Genomic DNA, 16,251 nt, shown 5'->3' on the forward strand with positions numbered 1-16,251 from the left:
CCCACGTCCCCCGATGCCACCCCCCGGGCGTCGTCCGGCAGGACCTCCCCCCGGTGTCAGGCGCGACGCGCAAGGCCGTCCTCTCGGCCCACCGGCCGGGCCCCCGCCCCTGCGTCGTGACGCCCAGGGTCGGCCGATTCCGCCGAATCCACGCCCCCCGGCACGTGACGCCCAAGGGCGCCCTCTGCAGAACCCGCCTCCCGGTCGTCCCCCGCTGCCGAACGCCCGGCAGGATGTCCGACGCCCTGCCGCCGGTCCGCCGCCTCCCGTTCCACCATCCAATCTTCCGCCGACCGGACCTCCGGACGACGGTGTTCCACGCTCTTCGGGCAACGAACCGCCCGAACCGCCCGAGAGAGGTTCCGCCGCGAAAACGAAGAAGAAGTCCAAGTGGCGCACAGTTCGACGGACCTTGTACGTGCTGGTCGCGTTGGGTCTGATCGTTCCGATCCTCACCTTCATGGTGGCGTACACCGTCGAGGACGTCCCTCGTCCCGGCGACATCAAGACCAATCAGGTGGCGACGATTCTCGCCTCCGACGGCACCACCGAGCTGGGCCGGGTCGTCCCACCTGAAGGGAACCGGACCGACGTCACGATCGACCAGATCCCGCTGCACGTGCGCAACGCCGTGCTGTCGGCGGAGGATCGTGACTTCTACTCCAACCCCGGCTTCTCGATCACCGGCTTCGGTCGCGCGTTGCGCGACAACGTGCTGGGCCGCGACAGCGCCGGCGGTGGCTCGACCATCACTCAGCAGTACGTGAAGAACGCACTCGTCGGATCCGAGCGCACTCTGACTCGAAAGATGCGTGAGCTCGTCATCTCCTCGAAGATGGCTCGCCAGTGGTCCAAGGACGACATCCTGGCCGCGTACTTGAACACGATCTACTTCGGTCGCGGTGCGTACGGCATCGCGGCAGCGTCGACGGCGTACTTCGGCAAGCCGGTCGACCAGCTGACGATCGAAGAAGGTGCCGTCCTCGCCGCGACGATTCAGCAGCCCTCCGGCTTGGACCCCGAGTTCAATCCCGAGGGTGCCCAGTCGCGGTGGAACTACGTGCTCGACGGCATGGTCAGCCAGGGCAACATCGATCAGGCTCAGCGCGCAGCCATGGTCTATCCGCCATGGATCCCCAGCTCGGCTGCATCGAACGACGACACCGACAGCGGCCCCAACGGACTGATCAAGGCGCAGGTTCTCCGCGAACTGTCCGCCGCGGGAGTCAGTGAGCAGGACCTGAACACCGAAGGCCTGCAGATCACCACGACGATCGACCCGGCCGCGCAAGCGGCCGCCATCGACGCGGTGAACAGCAATCTCGAAGGAGAGCCGGGCGACCTGCGCACTGCATCGGTGTCCATCGATCCCAGAACCGGCGCGGTCAAGTCGTACTACGGCGGCGCCGACGGCCGTGGATTCGACTTCGCGCAGTCCGGTCTGCAGACGGGCTCGTCCTTCAAGGTGTTCGGTCTCGCCGCGGCGCTCGACCAAGGCATCCCGCTGTCGCAGATGTACGACAGCTCCCCGCTGACGGTCAACGGCATCTCCATCGGCAACGTCGAGGGCGAGTCCTGCGGAACGTGCACCATCGCAGAGGCACTCAAGCGATCCTTGAACACGAGCTTCTATCGCATGCAGCTCGCCATGGACAACGGCCCCCAGTCCATCGCGGACATGGCGCACAAACTGGGTGTCGCCGAGGAAATTCCAGGCGTCGGACCCACGCTGACCGAAGGCGACGGCGTCGGACCCAACAACGGGATCGTCCTCGGGCAGTACCAGTCACGCGTCATCGACATGGCTTCCGCCTACGCCACCCTCGCCGCATCGGGCGTCTATCACGCACCGCATTTCGTGCAACGCGTCGTGACGGCCGACGGCACCGTCCTCCTCGATCGAGGCGCCGAGCCCGGCCAGCAGGTCGTCCCCGCTGCAGTGGCGGACAACGTCACCGCCGCGATGCGTCCCATTGCCGGATACTCCAACGGGCACAACCTCGCCGGTGGACGACAGTCCGCAGCGAAGACGGGTACGGCGCAGCTCGGCGACACCGGCGAGAACAAGGATGCCTGGATGGTGGGTTACACCCCGTCGCTGTCCACCGCCGTGTGGGTCGGTACCGAGCAGGGGCTGCCGCTGCAGAACAGCTACGGCGGCTCGATCTACGGCTCCGGAATTCCGTCGGACATCTGGAAGGACACGATGGACGGAACCCTCGAAGGAACGACCAACGAGACGTTCCCGACGCCTGAGCCCATCGCGGGACAGGCAGGCGTGCCGCAGTATTCGGCGCCGGCCGCGCCGACGACCGTCGCGCCGACGTCCGAGCCTCCGCCCATCACACTGCCGATCCCGACGGAGATCTCGCCGCCCGTGGTGATCACCCCGCGGCAGGTGGAAATCCTGCCCGGCGTGACCATCCCGCTACCCGGACTGGCGCCCGCTCCGACGCCGGAGACTCCTGCCGAACCGGAGGCTCCAGCGCAGGAACCCGAACCGGCCCCGGGCCGGTAACCTGTCCGGAGTGAGCGACAGCAACCCCGGCACCCCCGTCGAACGCAGGGTTGCAAGTCCGGGGCCGCTCGCGCCGGATCTTCGCTCGAACAGTGCCCGGGATCTACCCGCCACGTCGGACCCGATGGCGGCCGAACTCACGGCCGCCATCGGAGGCCCCGCCGGTCGGCACGCGCTGATCGGCAGGCAACGCTTCTTCACCCCGCTGCGGGTTCTGTTGCTGCTCGCCGTCGTGTTTCTCGCGTTCGGCTGGTTCGCGAAGGCAGGCTGTATTCAACAGGCCCCCAACGGTCCCGACGGCGAGCTCGGGCTCGACTGGAGCGGCAGCCGTCAGTACGTGGCAATGTGCTACTCCGACACCGTGCCGTTGTTCGGAGCCGAACGTCTCGACGAAGGCGCCTTCCCGTACAAGAAGTCCTGGGAGGAAGTAGCTGCCGACGGCACAACCCAGATCCGCTACATGGAGTACCCGGTGCTGTCCGGGCTGTACCAGTACGGGTCGATGGTCGTGGCCGAGGCATGGAGTTCGGTGTCCTGGTTGCCGCAAGCGCTCCCGGTCGCCGTCTACTTCAACGTCGTCGTCATCGGCTTGGCGATCGCCTGGCTGGTGACGGTGTGGGCCACCGCCATATCCGCCGGACGCAGAATATGGGACGCCGCCCTCGTTGCCGCGTCACCACTCGTCGTGGTACACGGCTTCACCAATTTCGACGCTCTCGCAACCGCTTTCGCCGCCGGCGCCCTCCTCGCCTGGGGCCGTAAGAGACCGATCCTCGCAGGTGTTCTGCTGGGGCTCGGCGGCGCCGCCAAGCTGTATCCCCTCCTGCTGCTCGGACCGCTCCTCGTACTGTGTTGGCGCGCCGGCAAGATGAGGGAATGGGGACAAGCCACCTGTGCGGCCGTCGCCGCCTGGCTCGCCGTCAATCTTCCCATCGCACTGCTCTATCCGAGCGGATGGTACGAGTTCTTCCGCCTCAACTCCGCCCGCGGCGCCGACCCCGACTCGATCTACAACGTCATCACGTCCTTCACGGGCTGGGGAGGCTTCGACGGCACCCTATACCCCGGCGACAAGCCATTGGTACTCAACGCCGTCACCCTCGGACTCTTCGCAATCGTCTGCGTCGCAATCGCCTACATCGCAGTCAACGCCCCGATGCGCCCCAGGCTGGCGCAACTCTGCTTTCTCGTCGTCGCGGGATTCCTCCTGACCAACAAAGTCTGGAGCCCCCAGTACTCCCTCTGGCTCGTACCGCTCGCCGTCCTCGCGCTACCGCACCGCCGACTCCTCCTCGCCTGGATGGCCGTCGACGCCCTCATCTGGTTCCCACGGATGTACTACTACCTCGGCATCGGCAACAAAGGCGTGCCCGAGCAATGGTTCACCGCCGCAATCGTTCTCCGCGACATCGCCGTCATCGGCCTCTGCGCACTCGTCGTCCGGCAGATCTACCGACCCCAGGAAGACCTCATCCGCCGCAACGGCACCGACGACCCCATCGGCGGCGTCCTCGACCACACCCGCGACGTCCACCGCGTTTCCACCGGTACCCCTGCAACCCAGCCACCCGGGGACCGAACGGTTCATTCGGTCACTTGGAGTGACTGAACGGCACGTTCGCTCCGACGGGCGTCCGGTGCAACCCGGCCACCCGGGGACCGAACGGTTCGTTCGGTCACTTGGAGTGACTGAACGGCACGTTCGCTCCGGCGGGATGCGGGCGGCGGCGGGGCGAGGTTGTCAGGGCCGGATGTAGGGCCCGAGTTGAGGGACGGCTTCGCCGGCGTGTTTGGCGTTGATGCCTTCGCCGATGGCCTGGAGTTTCCAGTTGCCGCCGTCGCGGTAGACCTTGGCCATGACGAGGCCGGTGAACGGCATGCCGCCTTGCAGGGTGAAGCGTGCGAGTTCGGCGTTGTTGGTGTCGTCGACGAGCCGGCAGAAGGCGTTCTGGATCTGCTCGAAGGTCTGCCCTCGGTAGGAGGTCACGGTGAAGACGATGGCCGTGACCTGCGGGGGTACGCGGGTGAGGTCGACGTTCACTACCTCGTCGTCGCCTTCTCCTTCGCCGGTGAGGTTGTCACCCTGGTGCAGGATGGATCCGTCCTTGGCGCGGAGTTGACCGTAGTAGACGACGTCGGCGACGTTGTTCCCGGCGAACATGATGGCCGACGCGTCGAGGTCGACGTTGCCGCCTTTGCCGCCCCCGCCGAAGAAGCTGGTCTTCTTCGGTGCCTGGACGGGGTCCCAGCCGAGTCCCATGCGGATGATGGTCAGCGCGACTCCGCCGTCCTTCTTCAGCGTGACCTTCTGGCCTTTGCTGAGGCTGACGGGGCGTGCTTTCGTGAGGTTGACCTCGGGTGGACCTGCCGGCGCGGCCGGTGGTGGCGGCACGGGCGCGGCCGCCGGAGCGGGTGGTGGTGTTGCGGCGGGAGGCGGTGTCGGTGCTGCGGGGGCAGCCGGCGCGTCGTCGACGGATACGCCGTGGTCGGTCACCAGGGCTGCGAACCCGCCGGCATACCCCTGCCCGACGGCGCGGACCTTCCATGCTCCGGAACGACGGTAGATCTCGACTGCGATGACGATGGACTCGCTGCTCAGGCCGTCGATGGTGTAGTGGTAGAGGGGATTTCCCTGACCGTCGCTCACGTACGCAGCCGGGGGTGCGGACCGGCCGAAGTTGGACGATGCATCCTCGAGCGTGATGACCGCGCGAATCTGCTCGATGTCCGCCGGTATCTGCGCGAGCGACACGGCGAGCTGTGCCGGTTGCCCGGCTTGGCCGGAGACCAGCCGAACGCCAGGTCCGGTCGGCTGGTTGAAGAAGACGAAGTCTGCGTCGGTTCGCACCTTTCCGTCCGCTGTCACCAGTAGGGCGGACAGGTCGGCGGGTGCGGACAGTTGCACAGAGACGAGAACATCGGCTGCTGTGATCGGGCCGTTCTGACCCTTTGCCAAGGGTTGGCCGGGAGCAGACATGAAAGAAGTCCTTCGGTCGGATGCGGATGCTGCACACCAATGTACTGGGTGGATTTGTCCGGATGGGGCTACTGCGTCCGGACGCTGAACAGGTCGCCGGGCGTGCACCCGAGCGCGAGGCACACCGCCGTCAGTGTGCTGAACCGAATTGCTTTGGCTCGGTCGTTCTTCAGCACCGACAGGTTCACGACGCTGACGCCTGCGACACGGGAGAGCTCGGCCAAGGTCATTCCGCGGGCATCGAGTATCTCCCCGAGATGGCAGGTGATCAGGTGTTCGGTGGGCTCACCCATCAGACCAATCCCTCGGTGTCCTCGACGAGCCTCGTGCCCTGTTGGATTGCTGCGTAGACGAATTGGAGGAATGCGGCGACCGCAATCGCGATCCAGACCCCGTCGAAGCTGGCCGCGGTGTCCAGTACATCGGTCAGCTCGAGCGATCCCAGGACGGAGTTGGTGCCCATCTGCCGCAGCATTCCGGTGAGGAACGGGTAGAGCACGACGACGCCGGCTACCACCGTCAGGTCGACCGTCGCACCCTTCCCGAAGGCCCGGCCGTCGATGACTCGGTCGCAGAATCGGTAGAGGAATGTCATCCCCACCAGCAACAGAACCAGCCCGACGACTGTCTCGGAGTATCGGAAGAAATCGATCATTCCCATCAGGCGTTGCACGTCGGACTTGGCGAATGCCAACTCGGCCACGTTGCCGGGCTGGAGCTCACCGCCGTAGAGGCCGACGACGGGAGTGTCGACGACGGGCTCGACCGAGACCCGAACGTAGGACGACAGCCCGTACTCGAACAGCCTCCACGCCGACCAGCCGACGGCGATCAGGGCATAGATTGCCATCACTATCCGGTTCGATCGTCGCGATCCCAGTGACGAGCCCATGACAACTCCATATCGATAGTCGATAACAACGAATATCGATATAGTATCGAGAATCGTTATGGTGTCAACGGGTCATCGAACCGCCGTGGCTTTCCCGACGAGCCCCCGAACCTCCGCTACCAGCTCCGACACCGTCACCGGAATCACGCTGATGATCGACGTGTGCCGGATCATGTAGCGCCCGTCGTCGGCGAAATCCACCCACTGCACACCGGTCGTTCCCTCGGTCAGCCTGCTGTCCGGTGCCGGGCCGGCGCACACCAGGATCTCGCCTGCACTGGACGGTGGACGGGAGAACAAACGCTCGTAGCGGTCGTCGTTGCTCGTGCGCGACATACTCTGCAGCAGAGGTGATCTCTCCGTGTCGCCTTCGGTGGCGGGCCGGCTCACATCGATCCGCGGGCCGGTGCCGCGCACCACGTTCGGCAACACATCCACGACGGCACGCACACCTCGGAACGATTCCATCGTCTCCAGAGTGATGTCGCCGCCGGAGCGGTCGTCGATGCCGGGTGCCTGCGTCAGAACGACGGCTACGTCGTGTCCCACAGCCGCGTGCGCGCGCAGTTTCGTGTGCTCGGTGTCTCCGGTCCTGACGTGCCCGACGAGTTCCACTCGGACAACCGGCTCGACGATCGTCCGGATCGCGAAACGAAGATCCTCGTCCAGGATCTCGAGCGCGGCAGTCGTGGCCTCGTGACGTCTGCGGTGATAGTCGGCAGCGGAGTCGGCCATCGGACGATGCTGAACGGGGAACGGCAGGCGGTCTCGCCCGGATTGCTCGAGGAGCATCCTGAACACGAGACCGTCGAGTGTCCAATGCTGAAGTGTCACTCTCCGAGCACCGGGGGTGCCACGAGCGGAAGCGATCCGATCAGTTCGTCTCCGTTCACCGCGTCGATCAGGTAGCCGGGTGTCTGATGGACATCGTCGTCGCCACCTCCCCCTCCACGGCCCGCCGCAGGGGCCATGCCGCCCATACCCATTCCCGGGGTGCCGGGACGTCCAGCCGTCGCTCCGGCTGCCCCGGCGACACCGCCGCCTCCAGCCGCACCCAGTCCGCTCCCGGACGGGCCGCCGACCGACGAACCTCCTCCCGGTCCGCCGAAACCGCCTGCGCCCAGGCTGCCTGGACCCAGACCGCCGCCACCGCGCACGCCGCCGGAGCCGCCCGAAACTCCGGAACCCCCCGAACCGAACCGCGAGCCTGCGCCGCTACCTCCCGGCCGCCCGCCGGACCCGCCCGGCGCGAGTGCTCCGCCGACCGGTGATCCCGCAGCTGCGCTGCTGGTGGAGGAGGGTGCGCCGGTGCCCTGTGCTCCGCCGCTTCCCTGCCCGGCACCGTAGGGGCTCGAATTGGTCTGGCTCGCAGCCGATGCGGCGGATTCTGCGGGCGCCCAGCTCGATGCCTCGGTGGAGGGAGCCTGCGGCGTTGCGGCAGCGTCGCCGCCTGGGTTCGCCGTAGTCGTCCCCGCGCTGCCGGGACCGGCACTGCCTCTGGACATACCGCCCCACCCGGAACCACCGGAATCCGGTCGAGACGCGCCAGGGGACGAAAAGGTAAGCCCCTCGGAACCGCTCAACGGGTTCAGTGCGGGCGGAAGAACCGGAACCTGAACGGCCGCTTCACGAATGACGGGCGCATACTGACTCTTCATCACGGTACGAGCAGCCTCCTCCGCTTCTTCGTGGAGGTGTTGGAAACTCTTGAGGTCACCGGGCAGCAGTGTTCTGGTGAGCCAGGAACCGACGTCGAAGATCTTCTCGCCGGTGCCGTACGGAACGGGCGGGGGCAGAGCAGCGCGGGTGGCGCTCACCCCGGCCGACGTCGCTTGAACCTTCTGCGAAAGACCGTCGGCGGCCAGCATCAATTCGCCTGCCGAGGTCGCGTAGCGATCGACACCCTGCCCGGCGGCCTCGGCCGCGGCGCCCTGCCAGTTGGTCCCGACCTGGTTGGTCACCTTCAACGCGAAGGCGGCGGCGTCGGTTGCAGCGTCGTTGCCCAGGATTCGCCAGTTGCCGGACGTGGCGTCGATGTGCTCGGCCTGAAGCGCCTGCGCTTTGCTCCAGATGTCCTCGTGCGACATGACCTCGAACGGGTCGTCGTCGACGGGCCTGCCCTCGTACACCGCGGTGTACCCGAACTGCGCCATGGCGTTGTCCCTGATCTCGGCCCCGGCCTCGCGCGCCCGGTCGGAGCCACCGTTGAGTGCGAGATCCATGCCGCCGGGGAGGCCGATCACCGATGCTGCCACCGCCTCCGCTGTGGCCGGCTCCGGATTCACCGCCCACTCCGGTCAGGTCCGCTCGCGTGCATCCCCATGACTGCCCCCTGTAGTGGTCCAACCAGCTTCTACGCAACCCTTTGCCTAGTTGGACGCACCGGAGACGCTCACGGTTCCCGGTGCTCCGCGATTCGCCCGAAAAACCAGTCGAGGATCTCCTCGCCCGCGCGTCCGCCGGTTGCGGTGGTGACGGTCAAGCCAGGTGGACGAAAGTTCAGTGCCTCGAGTTCGCCGTGTGCGGGCCGAATGGCGTGGTCCGCGGCGAGCAACATGTCCGCGTCGAGTGCGCCGTCACCGGCGGCGAGGGCGATGGACTCCGGCCTCAGGAATCCGTCGTCGACGGCGCGGGCGTGTACCTCGGCGACTGCGCGGCTCTTGCTGACCACGTCGGGCATCGAGTAGATCTTGCGCCCCTGTTGAGACACGTTCCATCCACGCGCGGCGCACCACTGCGACCAGTCGTCCATGAACCCGGCAGGCACAGCGTCGGGCTCCACGACGAGATAGCAGAACAGGTCGTCGGCGGTGCGTCGTTTGAGAACCCAGTCGCCGTCGGCGCGTGCCGCGAGTTCCTGCTGGACGGCCGGTAGGTCGACGTCGTCGAAGGAGGCGCGCCACGAGGCGTCGGGCACGCCGTCGACCAGGATGTTGCCTCCGTTGGTGGTGATGGCGTACCGCCACGGTGCGCCGGGCAGATCGATCCTGTCGAACTGCTCGACGGTCCTCGTCGTCGTCGGGACGACGACTGCCTCGGAGGCCAGTTTCTGCAGTAGTTCCGTCGAGCGCACGCTCATGTAGGACAACGGCCCGCCGTCGTACATCTCGACGCAGGTGACCGACGCGTCCAGCGGAAAGCCCAGAGCTGCCGACGAATAGATCATCGTGCGATCCAGGTCCACCGAGATCAGGGCAGTGCTCACGTGACGTCCTTGATCAGTCCCATGCAGGAGTACGCGAGATCGGGAACTTCGACGACGGGAACCCCCCTCGCCTCGGCGAGCATCCGAATGTGTTTGTGCTCGGGAGCTTTCGCATCGCGTACCAGGACCCGCCAGGGAACGCGCCTCAGCAGGACCCGGGTGGTCTCTCCCACTCCGGGCTTGACGAAGTTGACGTGCGAGATGCCGAACTCCTCGCGCACCTTCTCCACCGACGCCCACCCGGTCCACGTCGGCGTCCGATCCGACTCCCCGATCGCCGACGCCTCCGCGGTGGCGGCGTCGCGTACGTCGGCGAAGCGTACGGAGACGGTGTCGAGGAGGTGGTTGGAGACGTCGTCGGCGGCGAGTTCCGCGTAGTACTTGGCTCCGTGGAAGTCACCGTCGCGGATGAGATCTGCGTTGAGGACGGTGCGGGAGACGAGGCCGGACACCGTCGAGTTGAGGCAGGCCGACGCAATGAGGAAGTCATCTCTGGTGCCGTACGTTCTCGCGCAGTGGCCGGGGTCGGCCAGGACGGCGAGGTCGTCGTCGAAGTCGGCTCCGTCGAATTCCGCCAGTGCGGCCGAGAGTTCACGTGCGATAGCGCCTTTGCCGGTCCAGCCGTCCACGAAGACGACCGATCGTGGGTCGTGGTGGTCGGCCAGGTATTTCAGTGCCACGGAGTCGATTCCGCGATCGCGCACGATCGACACGGCGTAGTGCGGGATCTCGATGCCGTGCATCTCGTGAGCCCAGCGACGCATCAGGATGCCGACCGGTGTGCCCGCGCGTGCGAGCGACGCGAGAACGATGTCGTGTCCCCGTTCGGCGAGTACGAGCTCGGTGACGGTACCGACGGCAAGAGCCAATCGAGATGCGCTGTCGTGCAGAACTTCTTCGAACAACTCGCGATATGCGGCGTCGGGTTGGTACTCGACCGGCAACGATTCGGCGTAGTGGGCCGTACCTTCCTGGATTCTCCGCTCGCGTTCGGCGATGTCCGCTTCCAGGGAGATGTCGGAGAGGTCCTTCAGCAGCCACGTCACCTCGTTCGGTGCGTAGGACCCGAAGTCCGGTCCGGTCAGAGGTGTCGCGCGTCGAGACACGATGAGTCGCTGTGGATCCGCGCCGCTGACGACGACGACCAGGACGTCGGAACCGGATGCGGCCACGACGTCGGCGACGCCGCCGGACGCGAAGAGACGGTCGGTGTCCGCGGGTGCGTCGACGATCAGCACGATCTGCGCGTTCTCCGGTCCCGACGCGTTGTAGACGTAGCGGGCCTGGGCCTCGTCGTCTTCCGGGGCGAGGAACTCGAACCCTCGGCGAAGGGGGTAGCCCGGCTCGTCGAGTACGTAGGCCGGCGACCGGGTCGTGGTCTGGAACAGTGCCGGGTGCCCACGGTCCGACAGTGCGGCTGCGACTTTCAGCGGCAGGTACATCAGTTCCTCGTGCCCGAGTACGACGACGGGCCGCCCGGGCTCGAGTGCCGACGCGACGGCGTCGGCGACCTCGGCGGTCGCGGCGACGAACGACGCGGTGTCACCGGCACGGAAACCGTGACGGCCACCGTCCGGGACGGTCTCGGGCCAGTGCGCGTCGACTCGAGTGATGGTGCCTGCGTGGTCGGCGACGGGGTTGTACGCCGGTTCCGGCAACGCGACGACGGACTCGATCAGGTTGTCCGCCAGCGCGACGCGGCCCTGGGCGAGGCTCACCGAGTCGAGCGTGACTCCCAACTCCTCGGCCGCTGCGGCGGATTCCGCGAGATGCTCGTCGGTGCGCATGTCCACGAGCGAGGCGATGACGTACCGGGTGCGTGGCGTCACGGCGTGGAGAGCTCGAACAGCGTCGAGTGCTGTTCTACCGGTGGATATCTCGTCGTCGACGAGAACGAGTGGCAGCTGGGGGTCGAGAACGCCAGGCGAGGTGGGCAACAGTTGGTGGTCGGTGGCGTGGGAGTGGCCTTCCTGGAACTCGGCGTACACACCGGTTCCCGGGACGTCTCGCCGCGTCGAGTGCAGGTAGCAGTGTGCGTTCAGACGTGCGGCGACACAGTGGCCGAGTCCCGTTGCGGTTTCCGCGAAACCGAGGACGTCGACGTCGGATCCGCCCACTGCTTCGAGAACCAGGTCTCCCAAGGCGTCGGCAGCACCGGTCACGACGGATGGATCGACCGGAATGTGTTTGCCGAGTACCTCCGACACCAGCAGATGTGCGCGGCGGGGATTGCGCCGCAGTCCCGGACGGACGAGCTCCTCGATGGTCCAGTCCGACGAGGTGCTCGTGGTGGTCAGGTGTATTCCCGAGGTCGGGTCGGTCATCGTTCTGCTAGCTCTTTCAGTAGTTCGACGAAGGTGATGCCCTCGTTGGTCACCCCGAACGCGCGGGCGCGCAGCAGGGTTTGGTGCGCCCAATTGCGGTGCGGGCCCAGCTCGTTCATCTTGTTTCCGTATCCGGACGCCCGCACACCGCCTGCGTCGGATTCCAGGATGTCGAGAGCGTCGTGGTACTCCTCGTGGGTGACGGCCGACAGTGCGTGCACCGCCGCTACGTGCGACGGATGGATGACGGTCTTTCCTTGAATTCCGTTGGCGCGGTCCAGGGCAACCTCGCGAAGCAGCGCATCGAGGTCATGGCTGACGAGCTGGTGGCGGAAGCGCACGGCTTCCTGCTCGGCGAACGGTGTCTGGCGAAGCATGGGCCGGAACATGCGTTCGTGGTCGGCGAAATATTCCCACACCGGTCCGGTGATGACGAACCCGGATTCGTTGCTCCGGCCCAGGTGGTTGACGATGGCGCTGATGACGTCGGCGACGACGCGCACGTCGTAGATGGTGAGGTCTCGGTCGCGACGGATCCCGAACATCCCGCACATGTCGGTGGCCCCGATGCGCACGGCGAGGATCTGTTGTCGATGATCCTGCAGCAGAGCGCGGATCGCGACGAGCTCGGTGTCGCGAGTTTCGCGGAACACCACCTCAGGTGACTCCAACACCGGCATCGAGAAGAGGCGTCGGCCGAGGCGGGTGGAACCGCGAGCGACCTCGTCGAGGAATGCACCTCCTCGTGCGGCGGTGAACTTGGGAATCACGAACCCCGCCAATGCCGACGCGTCGGTGCGGAGCGAGGTGCAGATGCGTTCGATCTGCTGCGCGGTTCGTGCGCGGACGAACACGAGCGAGCCGTGGACGTCGTCGGCGGCGAGGGCGTCGAGGGTCGCGACTGCGTTGTCGATCGCCTCTTCGAGGTTGTGATCGGCGACCGCGTCCTCGAGATCGATCACGAGCGAGCACACGCCTTCTGCACTGCGCTTGATCAACGTTTCGGTCAGGTCCGCGCGGGTCGCGGGCATGTAGAGGGTTGCCCCGAGACCGACGGCGACGAGGCCGAGATCGCCCGCGGTGTCTATCTTTTCCGGCGCGTGCAGGAACAGTCGATCCAGGACTGCCCCGTCGAGATGTCTGAAATGTTGCACCGAGATCCTTCGCGGGTAGTGACAGGTGATCTAGCGAGCCGAGCCGCGCATTCGGTCGATCACCCCGGAGATGAAGCCGGAAATACTTCTCAGGTCCTGGAGGTAGGACCAGTAGTCGGGGTGTGTTCCTGTCAGCGTTGCGGTTGCACGGTCGATTCGAGCCAGCTGAGCATCCAACACCGACCCCCATTCGGCAACCAGGGAACGATTGACGGCGAGCTGTTGTGCATCTCGTAACTTGAAGCGCACCGCGCGTTCTTCGCCCGTTGGGTCGAGCTTCACCTCGCGCAGCAGTTCGAGGCGATCGGTGACGGCGTCGACCAGTTCCTCGGCGTCGGACAGGTGGCTACGCGCCTGGGCGATGTACTCGAGCGCCTGCTCCGGGTTGGACGAGGAGAACGACGCGCGGGCCGCGGACAGGTCCTCCTCGGCCTGCTCGATGTGCCGGGCGCTGTGCTGTTCGTTGTGCGAGAGATCCGCGGAACTGGCGACGTTGAACTCGCGTAGCAACGCGGAGAAGGCGGGGGCGAGACGATCGAATCGGGTGCGTACCGCTTCGACTCTGGTTTTCACCGACGTCAGCGCGGCTCTGGCCTCGGCGACGCGGCCCGGTGCTGCGGCAACCGCGGATTCCAGTTCTTCGGCGGCTTCCCGCACCGCCGCCGCGGCGGTACGGGCTCGCGGGGCGTCCTTCGAGCTCATCGCGGCGTCGAGGGCAGCGACCGCGGTGTCGACGCCGCGCCACGCCGAGCGAATCGAGGGGTAGTCGACGAATGCAGGATCGGCCGACGCGACGGCCAGTTGAGCCTTCTCGGCGAGCGCTGTGGCGTCCTGAGCCAGTCGCGGTGTCGCGGCGAGCGCGGATCGTGCCTGTTCGAGGTCGTCGCGATGGGCCGCGTAGAACCGGTCGACGGCTTTGGCTGCTTCGCCCAGCAGGTGGGCGGCGTTCTGGAACGCAGCCTGGGCCGGTCCGGTCTCGATGCCGTCGTACTGTTCCATCGCCGCGAGGTATGCCGCGCCTGCGTCGAAGCAGGCCTTCTCGGCCGGTGCCCACGCGGTGGTCGGATCCCGATCGGGGTACATCGACCGGACGGCGTCGACGCCGGACGACGCGATGGACTGGCGCTTGTCCATATCGAGAAAGGCAGCGACGGCCGTGCTCTGTGCCTGGGATGCGTGGGCCTCGCGCGCACGCGGATCCGACTCGCCCGAGCGGCGGAAGAGTCCAGGTCGGCGACTTGTCACCAGCCCGATAGTACTGACGGGAACTTCGCGGTGTGTGGTGCGCGTTAGCGTTGTGAACCGAAGACGAAAGTGACCAATCGGGCACGCGAGACACTACGGTGTTCCTCGGTAGGGGAACTCACGGCGAAAGGAAAGTCATGGGCGTCAGCCTCAGCAAGGGCGGCAATGTCTCACTCACGAAGGCAGCTCCCAACCTGACCGCAGTCACGGTCGGCCTCGGATGGGACATCCGATCGACGACCGGAACGGACTTCGACCTCGACGCCAGCGCCATCGCGCTCGGTGCCGACAAGAAGGCCCTCAGCGATCAGCATTTCGTGTTCTTCAACAACCTGAAGTCCCCCGACGGTTCCATCGAGCACACCGGTGACAACACCACCGGTGAAGGCGATGGCGACGACGAGCAGATCAAGGTGGACCTCGCCGCCGTGCCGCCGAACGTCGACACGATCACGTTCCCCGTGTCGATCTACGACGCCGACGCACGCTCGCAGTCGTTCGGTCAGGTCCGCAACGCGTTCATCCGCGTGATCAACCAGGCCGATCAGTCGGAGTTGGCGCGCTACGACCTCAGCGAGGACGCGTCGACGGAAACGGCCATGGTCTTCGGTGAGCTCTACCGCAACGGCGCCGAGTGGAAGTTCCGTGCAGTGGGCCAGGGCTACGCGTCCGGCCTCGCCGGAATCGCCCGCGATTTCGGAGTAAACGTGTAGTAAAGCCCAGGTCAAGATTGGGACTACCCCGCCTCTTCCTTCATGATTGAGGCGGGGTTTGTCGTGTGTAGACACAGCCCGGTTCGTCCCAATACCTGCGCCGGCTACAGAAAGGCCACACGCCCGTGGTTCTACGCATCTTCGGTTGGTCCATAGGCGTCACCATCGTTTCGGTGATCGTCGCCTTCCTCTACGGCGGTTGGCAGGCACTGTTCCTGGTGCTGATCCTCGGCGTTCTCGAGGTGTCGCTGTCCTTCGACAACGCGGTCATCAACGCGACCGTTCTTCGCCGCATGAGCGAGTTCTGGCAGAAGATCTTCCTCACCATCGGCATCATCATCGCCGTCTTCGGTATGCGGCTGCTGTTTCCCCTGGCCATCGTCTGGGCTGCGTCGGGTCTCGGCCCCGTCGCCGCAATCGATCTCGCACTCAACCCGCCGCCGAACGACGCCGCGTACTTCGACGACGGTCGTCCCAGTTACGAGACGCTTCTGACGGACGCGCACCCACAGATCGCGGCGTTCGGCGGCATGTTCCTGCTGATGCTGTTCCTCGGCTTCATCTTCGAGGATCGCGAGATCACGTGGCTGAGCTGGTTGGAGAAGCCACTCGCGCGGATCGGCCGGCTGGATCAACTCGCAGTCGTCGTCGCCAGCATCATCCTGGTCCTCACGGCCGAGTTCCTCGCCGAGGACGAGAAAATCTCCACAGTCATGGTTGCCGGTGTACTCGGCATGATCACCTACATCGCCGTCAATGGCCTCGGCGAGTTGTTCCACGTCGAGGAAGAGGGCGAGGAGGGCTCGGGCGGACCGAGCGAGCTTGCCAAGGCAACCGGCAAGGCCGGCTTCTTCCTGTTCCTCTACCTCGAGGTGCTCGACGCGTCGTTCTCGTTCGACGGCGTCATCGGCGCGTTCGCCATCACCGCGGACCCGATCATCATCGCTCTGGGCCTCGGCTTCATCGGCGCGATGTTCGTTCGGTCGATCACGGTGTTCCTGGTCCGCAAGGGGACGCTCAGCGACTACGTGTACCTCGAGCACGGGGCGCATTGGGCGATCGGTGCACTGGCGATCATCCTGATGGTGTCCATCGGCGTGCACATCAACGAGATCATCACCGGATTGGTCGGTGTGTTCTTCATCGGTGCGGCGTTCATCAGTTCAGTGGTACGGAACCGGAAGCTGGAAGCCGCAGGCACCGACACGCACATGCACGTCTAG

Annotated in this window: 13 protein-coding genes; 4 read left to right on the top strand and 9 right to left on the bottom strand. The window is 66.0% G+C overall.

Going from position 1 to position 16,251, the window contains the following annotated elements; genetic code table 11:
* Window positions 1–13 precede the first annotated feature (13 nt).
* Entirely contained in the window at window positions 14–2,518 is a 2,505-nt protein-coding gene (locus BH95_RS20775; protein ID WP_371828336.1) for a transglycosylase domain-containing protein, read from the top strand.
* A gap of 10 nt (window positions 2,519–2,528) precedes the next feature.
* Window positions 2,529–4,127, top strand: a complete 1,599-nt coding sequence (locus tag BH95_RS20780; protein WP_179277969.1) for a glycosyltransferase family 87 protein — start codon at window positions 2,529–2,531, stop codon at window positions 4,125–4,127.
* A 132-nt stretch (window positions 4,128–4,259) separates the two neighbouring features.
* Here BH95_RS20780 and BH95_RS20785 read toward each other — a convergent pair whose 3' ends face one another.
* The 9 genes from BH95_RS20785 to BH95_RS20825 all read right to left on the bottom strand — a co-directional run bounded on the left by BH95_RS20785 (window position 4,260) and on the right by BH95_RS20825 (window position 14,204).
* The gene (locus BH95_RS20785) at window positions 4,260–5,495 is read right to left on the bottom strand and encodes a TerD family protein (RefSeq protein WP_170947517.1); all 1,236 of its coding nucleotides are present in this window, start codon (window positions 5,493–5,495) and stop codon (window positions 4,260–4,262) included.
* Window positions 5,496–5,563: 68 nt separating this feature from the next.
* Window positions 5,564–5,788 (bottom strand): helix-turn-helix domain-containing protein, encoded by a 225-nt coding sequence (locus BH95_RS20790; RefSeq protein WP_019665144.1) that lies wholly within the window; start codon window positions 5,786–5,788, stop codon window positions 5,564–5,566.
* Window positions 5,788–6,345, bottom strand: a complete 558-nt coding sequence (locus BH95_RS20795) for a hypothetical protein (protein ID WP_020110440.1) — start codon at window positions 6,343–6,345, stop codon at window positions 5,788–5,790. Before BH95_RS20795 ends, BH95_RS20790 begins: the two co-directional genes overlap by 1 nt.
* Window positions 6,346–6,459: 114 nt before the next feature.
* Window positions 6,460–7,221: an ESX secretion-associated protein EspG gene (locus tag BH95_RS20800; RefSeq protein WP_037160696.1), complete on the bottom strand. Its 762-nt coding sequence runs from the start codon at window positions 7,219–7,221 to the stop codon at window positions 6,460–6,462.
* Window positions 7,218–8,672: a hypothetical protein gene (locus BH95_RS20805; protein WP_037160698.1), complete on the bottom strand. Its 1,455-nt coding sequence runs from the start codon at window positions 8,670–8,672 to the stop codon at window positions 7,218–7,220. The genes BH95_RS20800 and BH95_RS20805 overlap by 4 nt, the downstream gene beginning before the upstream one ends.
* Before the next feature lie 107 nt (window positions 8,673–8,779).
* The gene (locus BH95_RS20810) at window positions 8,780–9,592 is read right to left on the bottom strand and encodes a hypothetical protein (protein ID WP_037160700.1); all 813 of its coding nucleotides are present in this window, start codon (window positions 9,590–9,592) and stop codon (window positions 8,780–8,782) included.
* Window positions 9,589–11,916 carry a phosphoribosyltransferase gene (locus tag BH95_RS20815; RefSeq protein WP_052060124.1) on the bottom strand — a complete coding sequence of 776 codons (2,328 nt, stop codon included), beginning with the start codon at window positions 11,914–11,916 and terminating at the stop codon, window positions 9,589–9,591. The genes BH95_RS20810 and BH95_RS20815 overlap by 4 nt, the downstream gene beginning before the upstream one ends.
* On the bottom strand, window positions 11,913–13,070 hold the full coding sequence (locus BH95_RS20820) for an HpcH/HpaI aldolase/citrate lyase family protein (protein ID WP_037183892.1): 1,158 nt from the start codon (window positions 13,068–13,070) through the stop codon (window positions 11,913–11,915). Before BH95_RS20820 ends, BH95_RS20815 begins: the two co-directional genes overlap by 4 nt.
* Before the next feature lie 30 nt (window positions 13,071–13,100).
* Window positions 13,101–14,204, bottom strand: a complete 1,104-nt coding sequence (locus BH95_RS20825; protein WP_019665151.1) for a hypothetical protein — start codon at window positions 14,202–14,204, stop codon at window positions 13,101–13,103.
* Window positions 14,205–14,452: 248 nt separating this feature from the next.
* Between BH95_RS20825 and BH95_RS20830 the strand changes: the two genes are divergently transcribed.
* Window positions 14,453–15,028: a TerD family protein gene (locus BH95_RS20830; RefSeq protein WP_019665152.1), complete on the top strand. Its 576-nt coding sequence runs from the start codon at window positions 14,453–14,455 to the stop codon at window positions 15,026–15,028.
* 125 nt (window positions 15,029–15,153) lie between these two features.
* A complete protein-coding gene (locus tag BH95_RS20835; RefSeq protein WP_037183893.1) occupies window positions 15,154–16,251 on the top strand; it encodes a DUF475 domain-containing protein in 1,098 nt (365 codons plus the stop codon).

This window comes from Rhodococcoides fascians A44A, from assembly GCF_000760735.1.
Taxonomy (GTDB): domain Bacteria; phylum Actinomycetota; class Actinomycetes; order Mycobacteriales; family Mycobacteriaceae; genus Rhodococcoides; species Rhodococcoides fascians_E.

Bases quoted from the DNA above. Each gene is read 5' to 3' on its own strand.
- BH95_RS20775 (WP_371828336.1), top strand. From the start codon at position 14: ATGCCACCCCCCGGGCGTCGTCCGGCAGGACCTCCCCCCGGTGTCAGG.
- BH95_RS20785 (WP_170947517.1), bottom strand. From the start codon at position 5,495: ATGTCTGCTCCCGGCCAACCCTTGGCAAAGGGTCAGAACGGCCCGATC.
- BH95_RS20790 (WP_019665144.1), bottom strand. From the start codon at position 5,788: ATGGGTGAGCCCACCGAACACCTGATCACCTGCCATCTCGGGGAGATA.
- BH95_RS20795 (WP_020110440.1), bottom strand. From the start codon at position 6,345: ATGGCAATCTATGCCCTGATCGCCGTCGGCTGGTCGGCGTGGAGGCTG.
- BH95_RS20815 (WP_052060124.1), bottom strand. From the start codon at position 11,916: ATGACCGACCCGACCTCGGGAATACACCTGACCACCACGAGCACCTCG.
- BH95_RS20825 (WP_019665151.1), bottom strand. From the start codon at position 14,204: ATGGACAAGCGCCAGTCCATCGCGTCGTCCGGCGTCGACGCCGTCCGG.
- BH95_RS20830 (WP_019665152.1), top strand. From the start codon at position 14,453: ATGGGCGTCAGCCTCAGCAAGGGCGGCAATGTCTCACTCACGAAGGCA.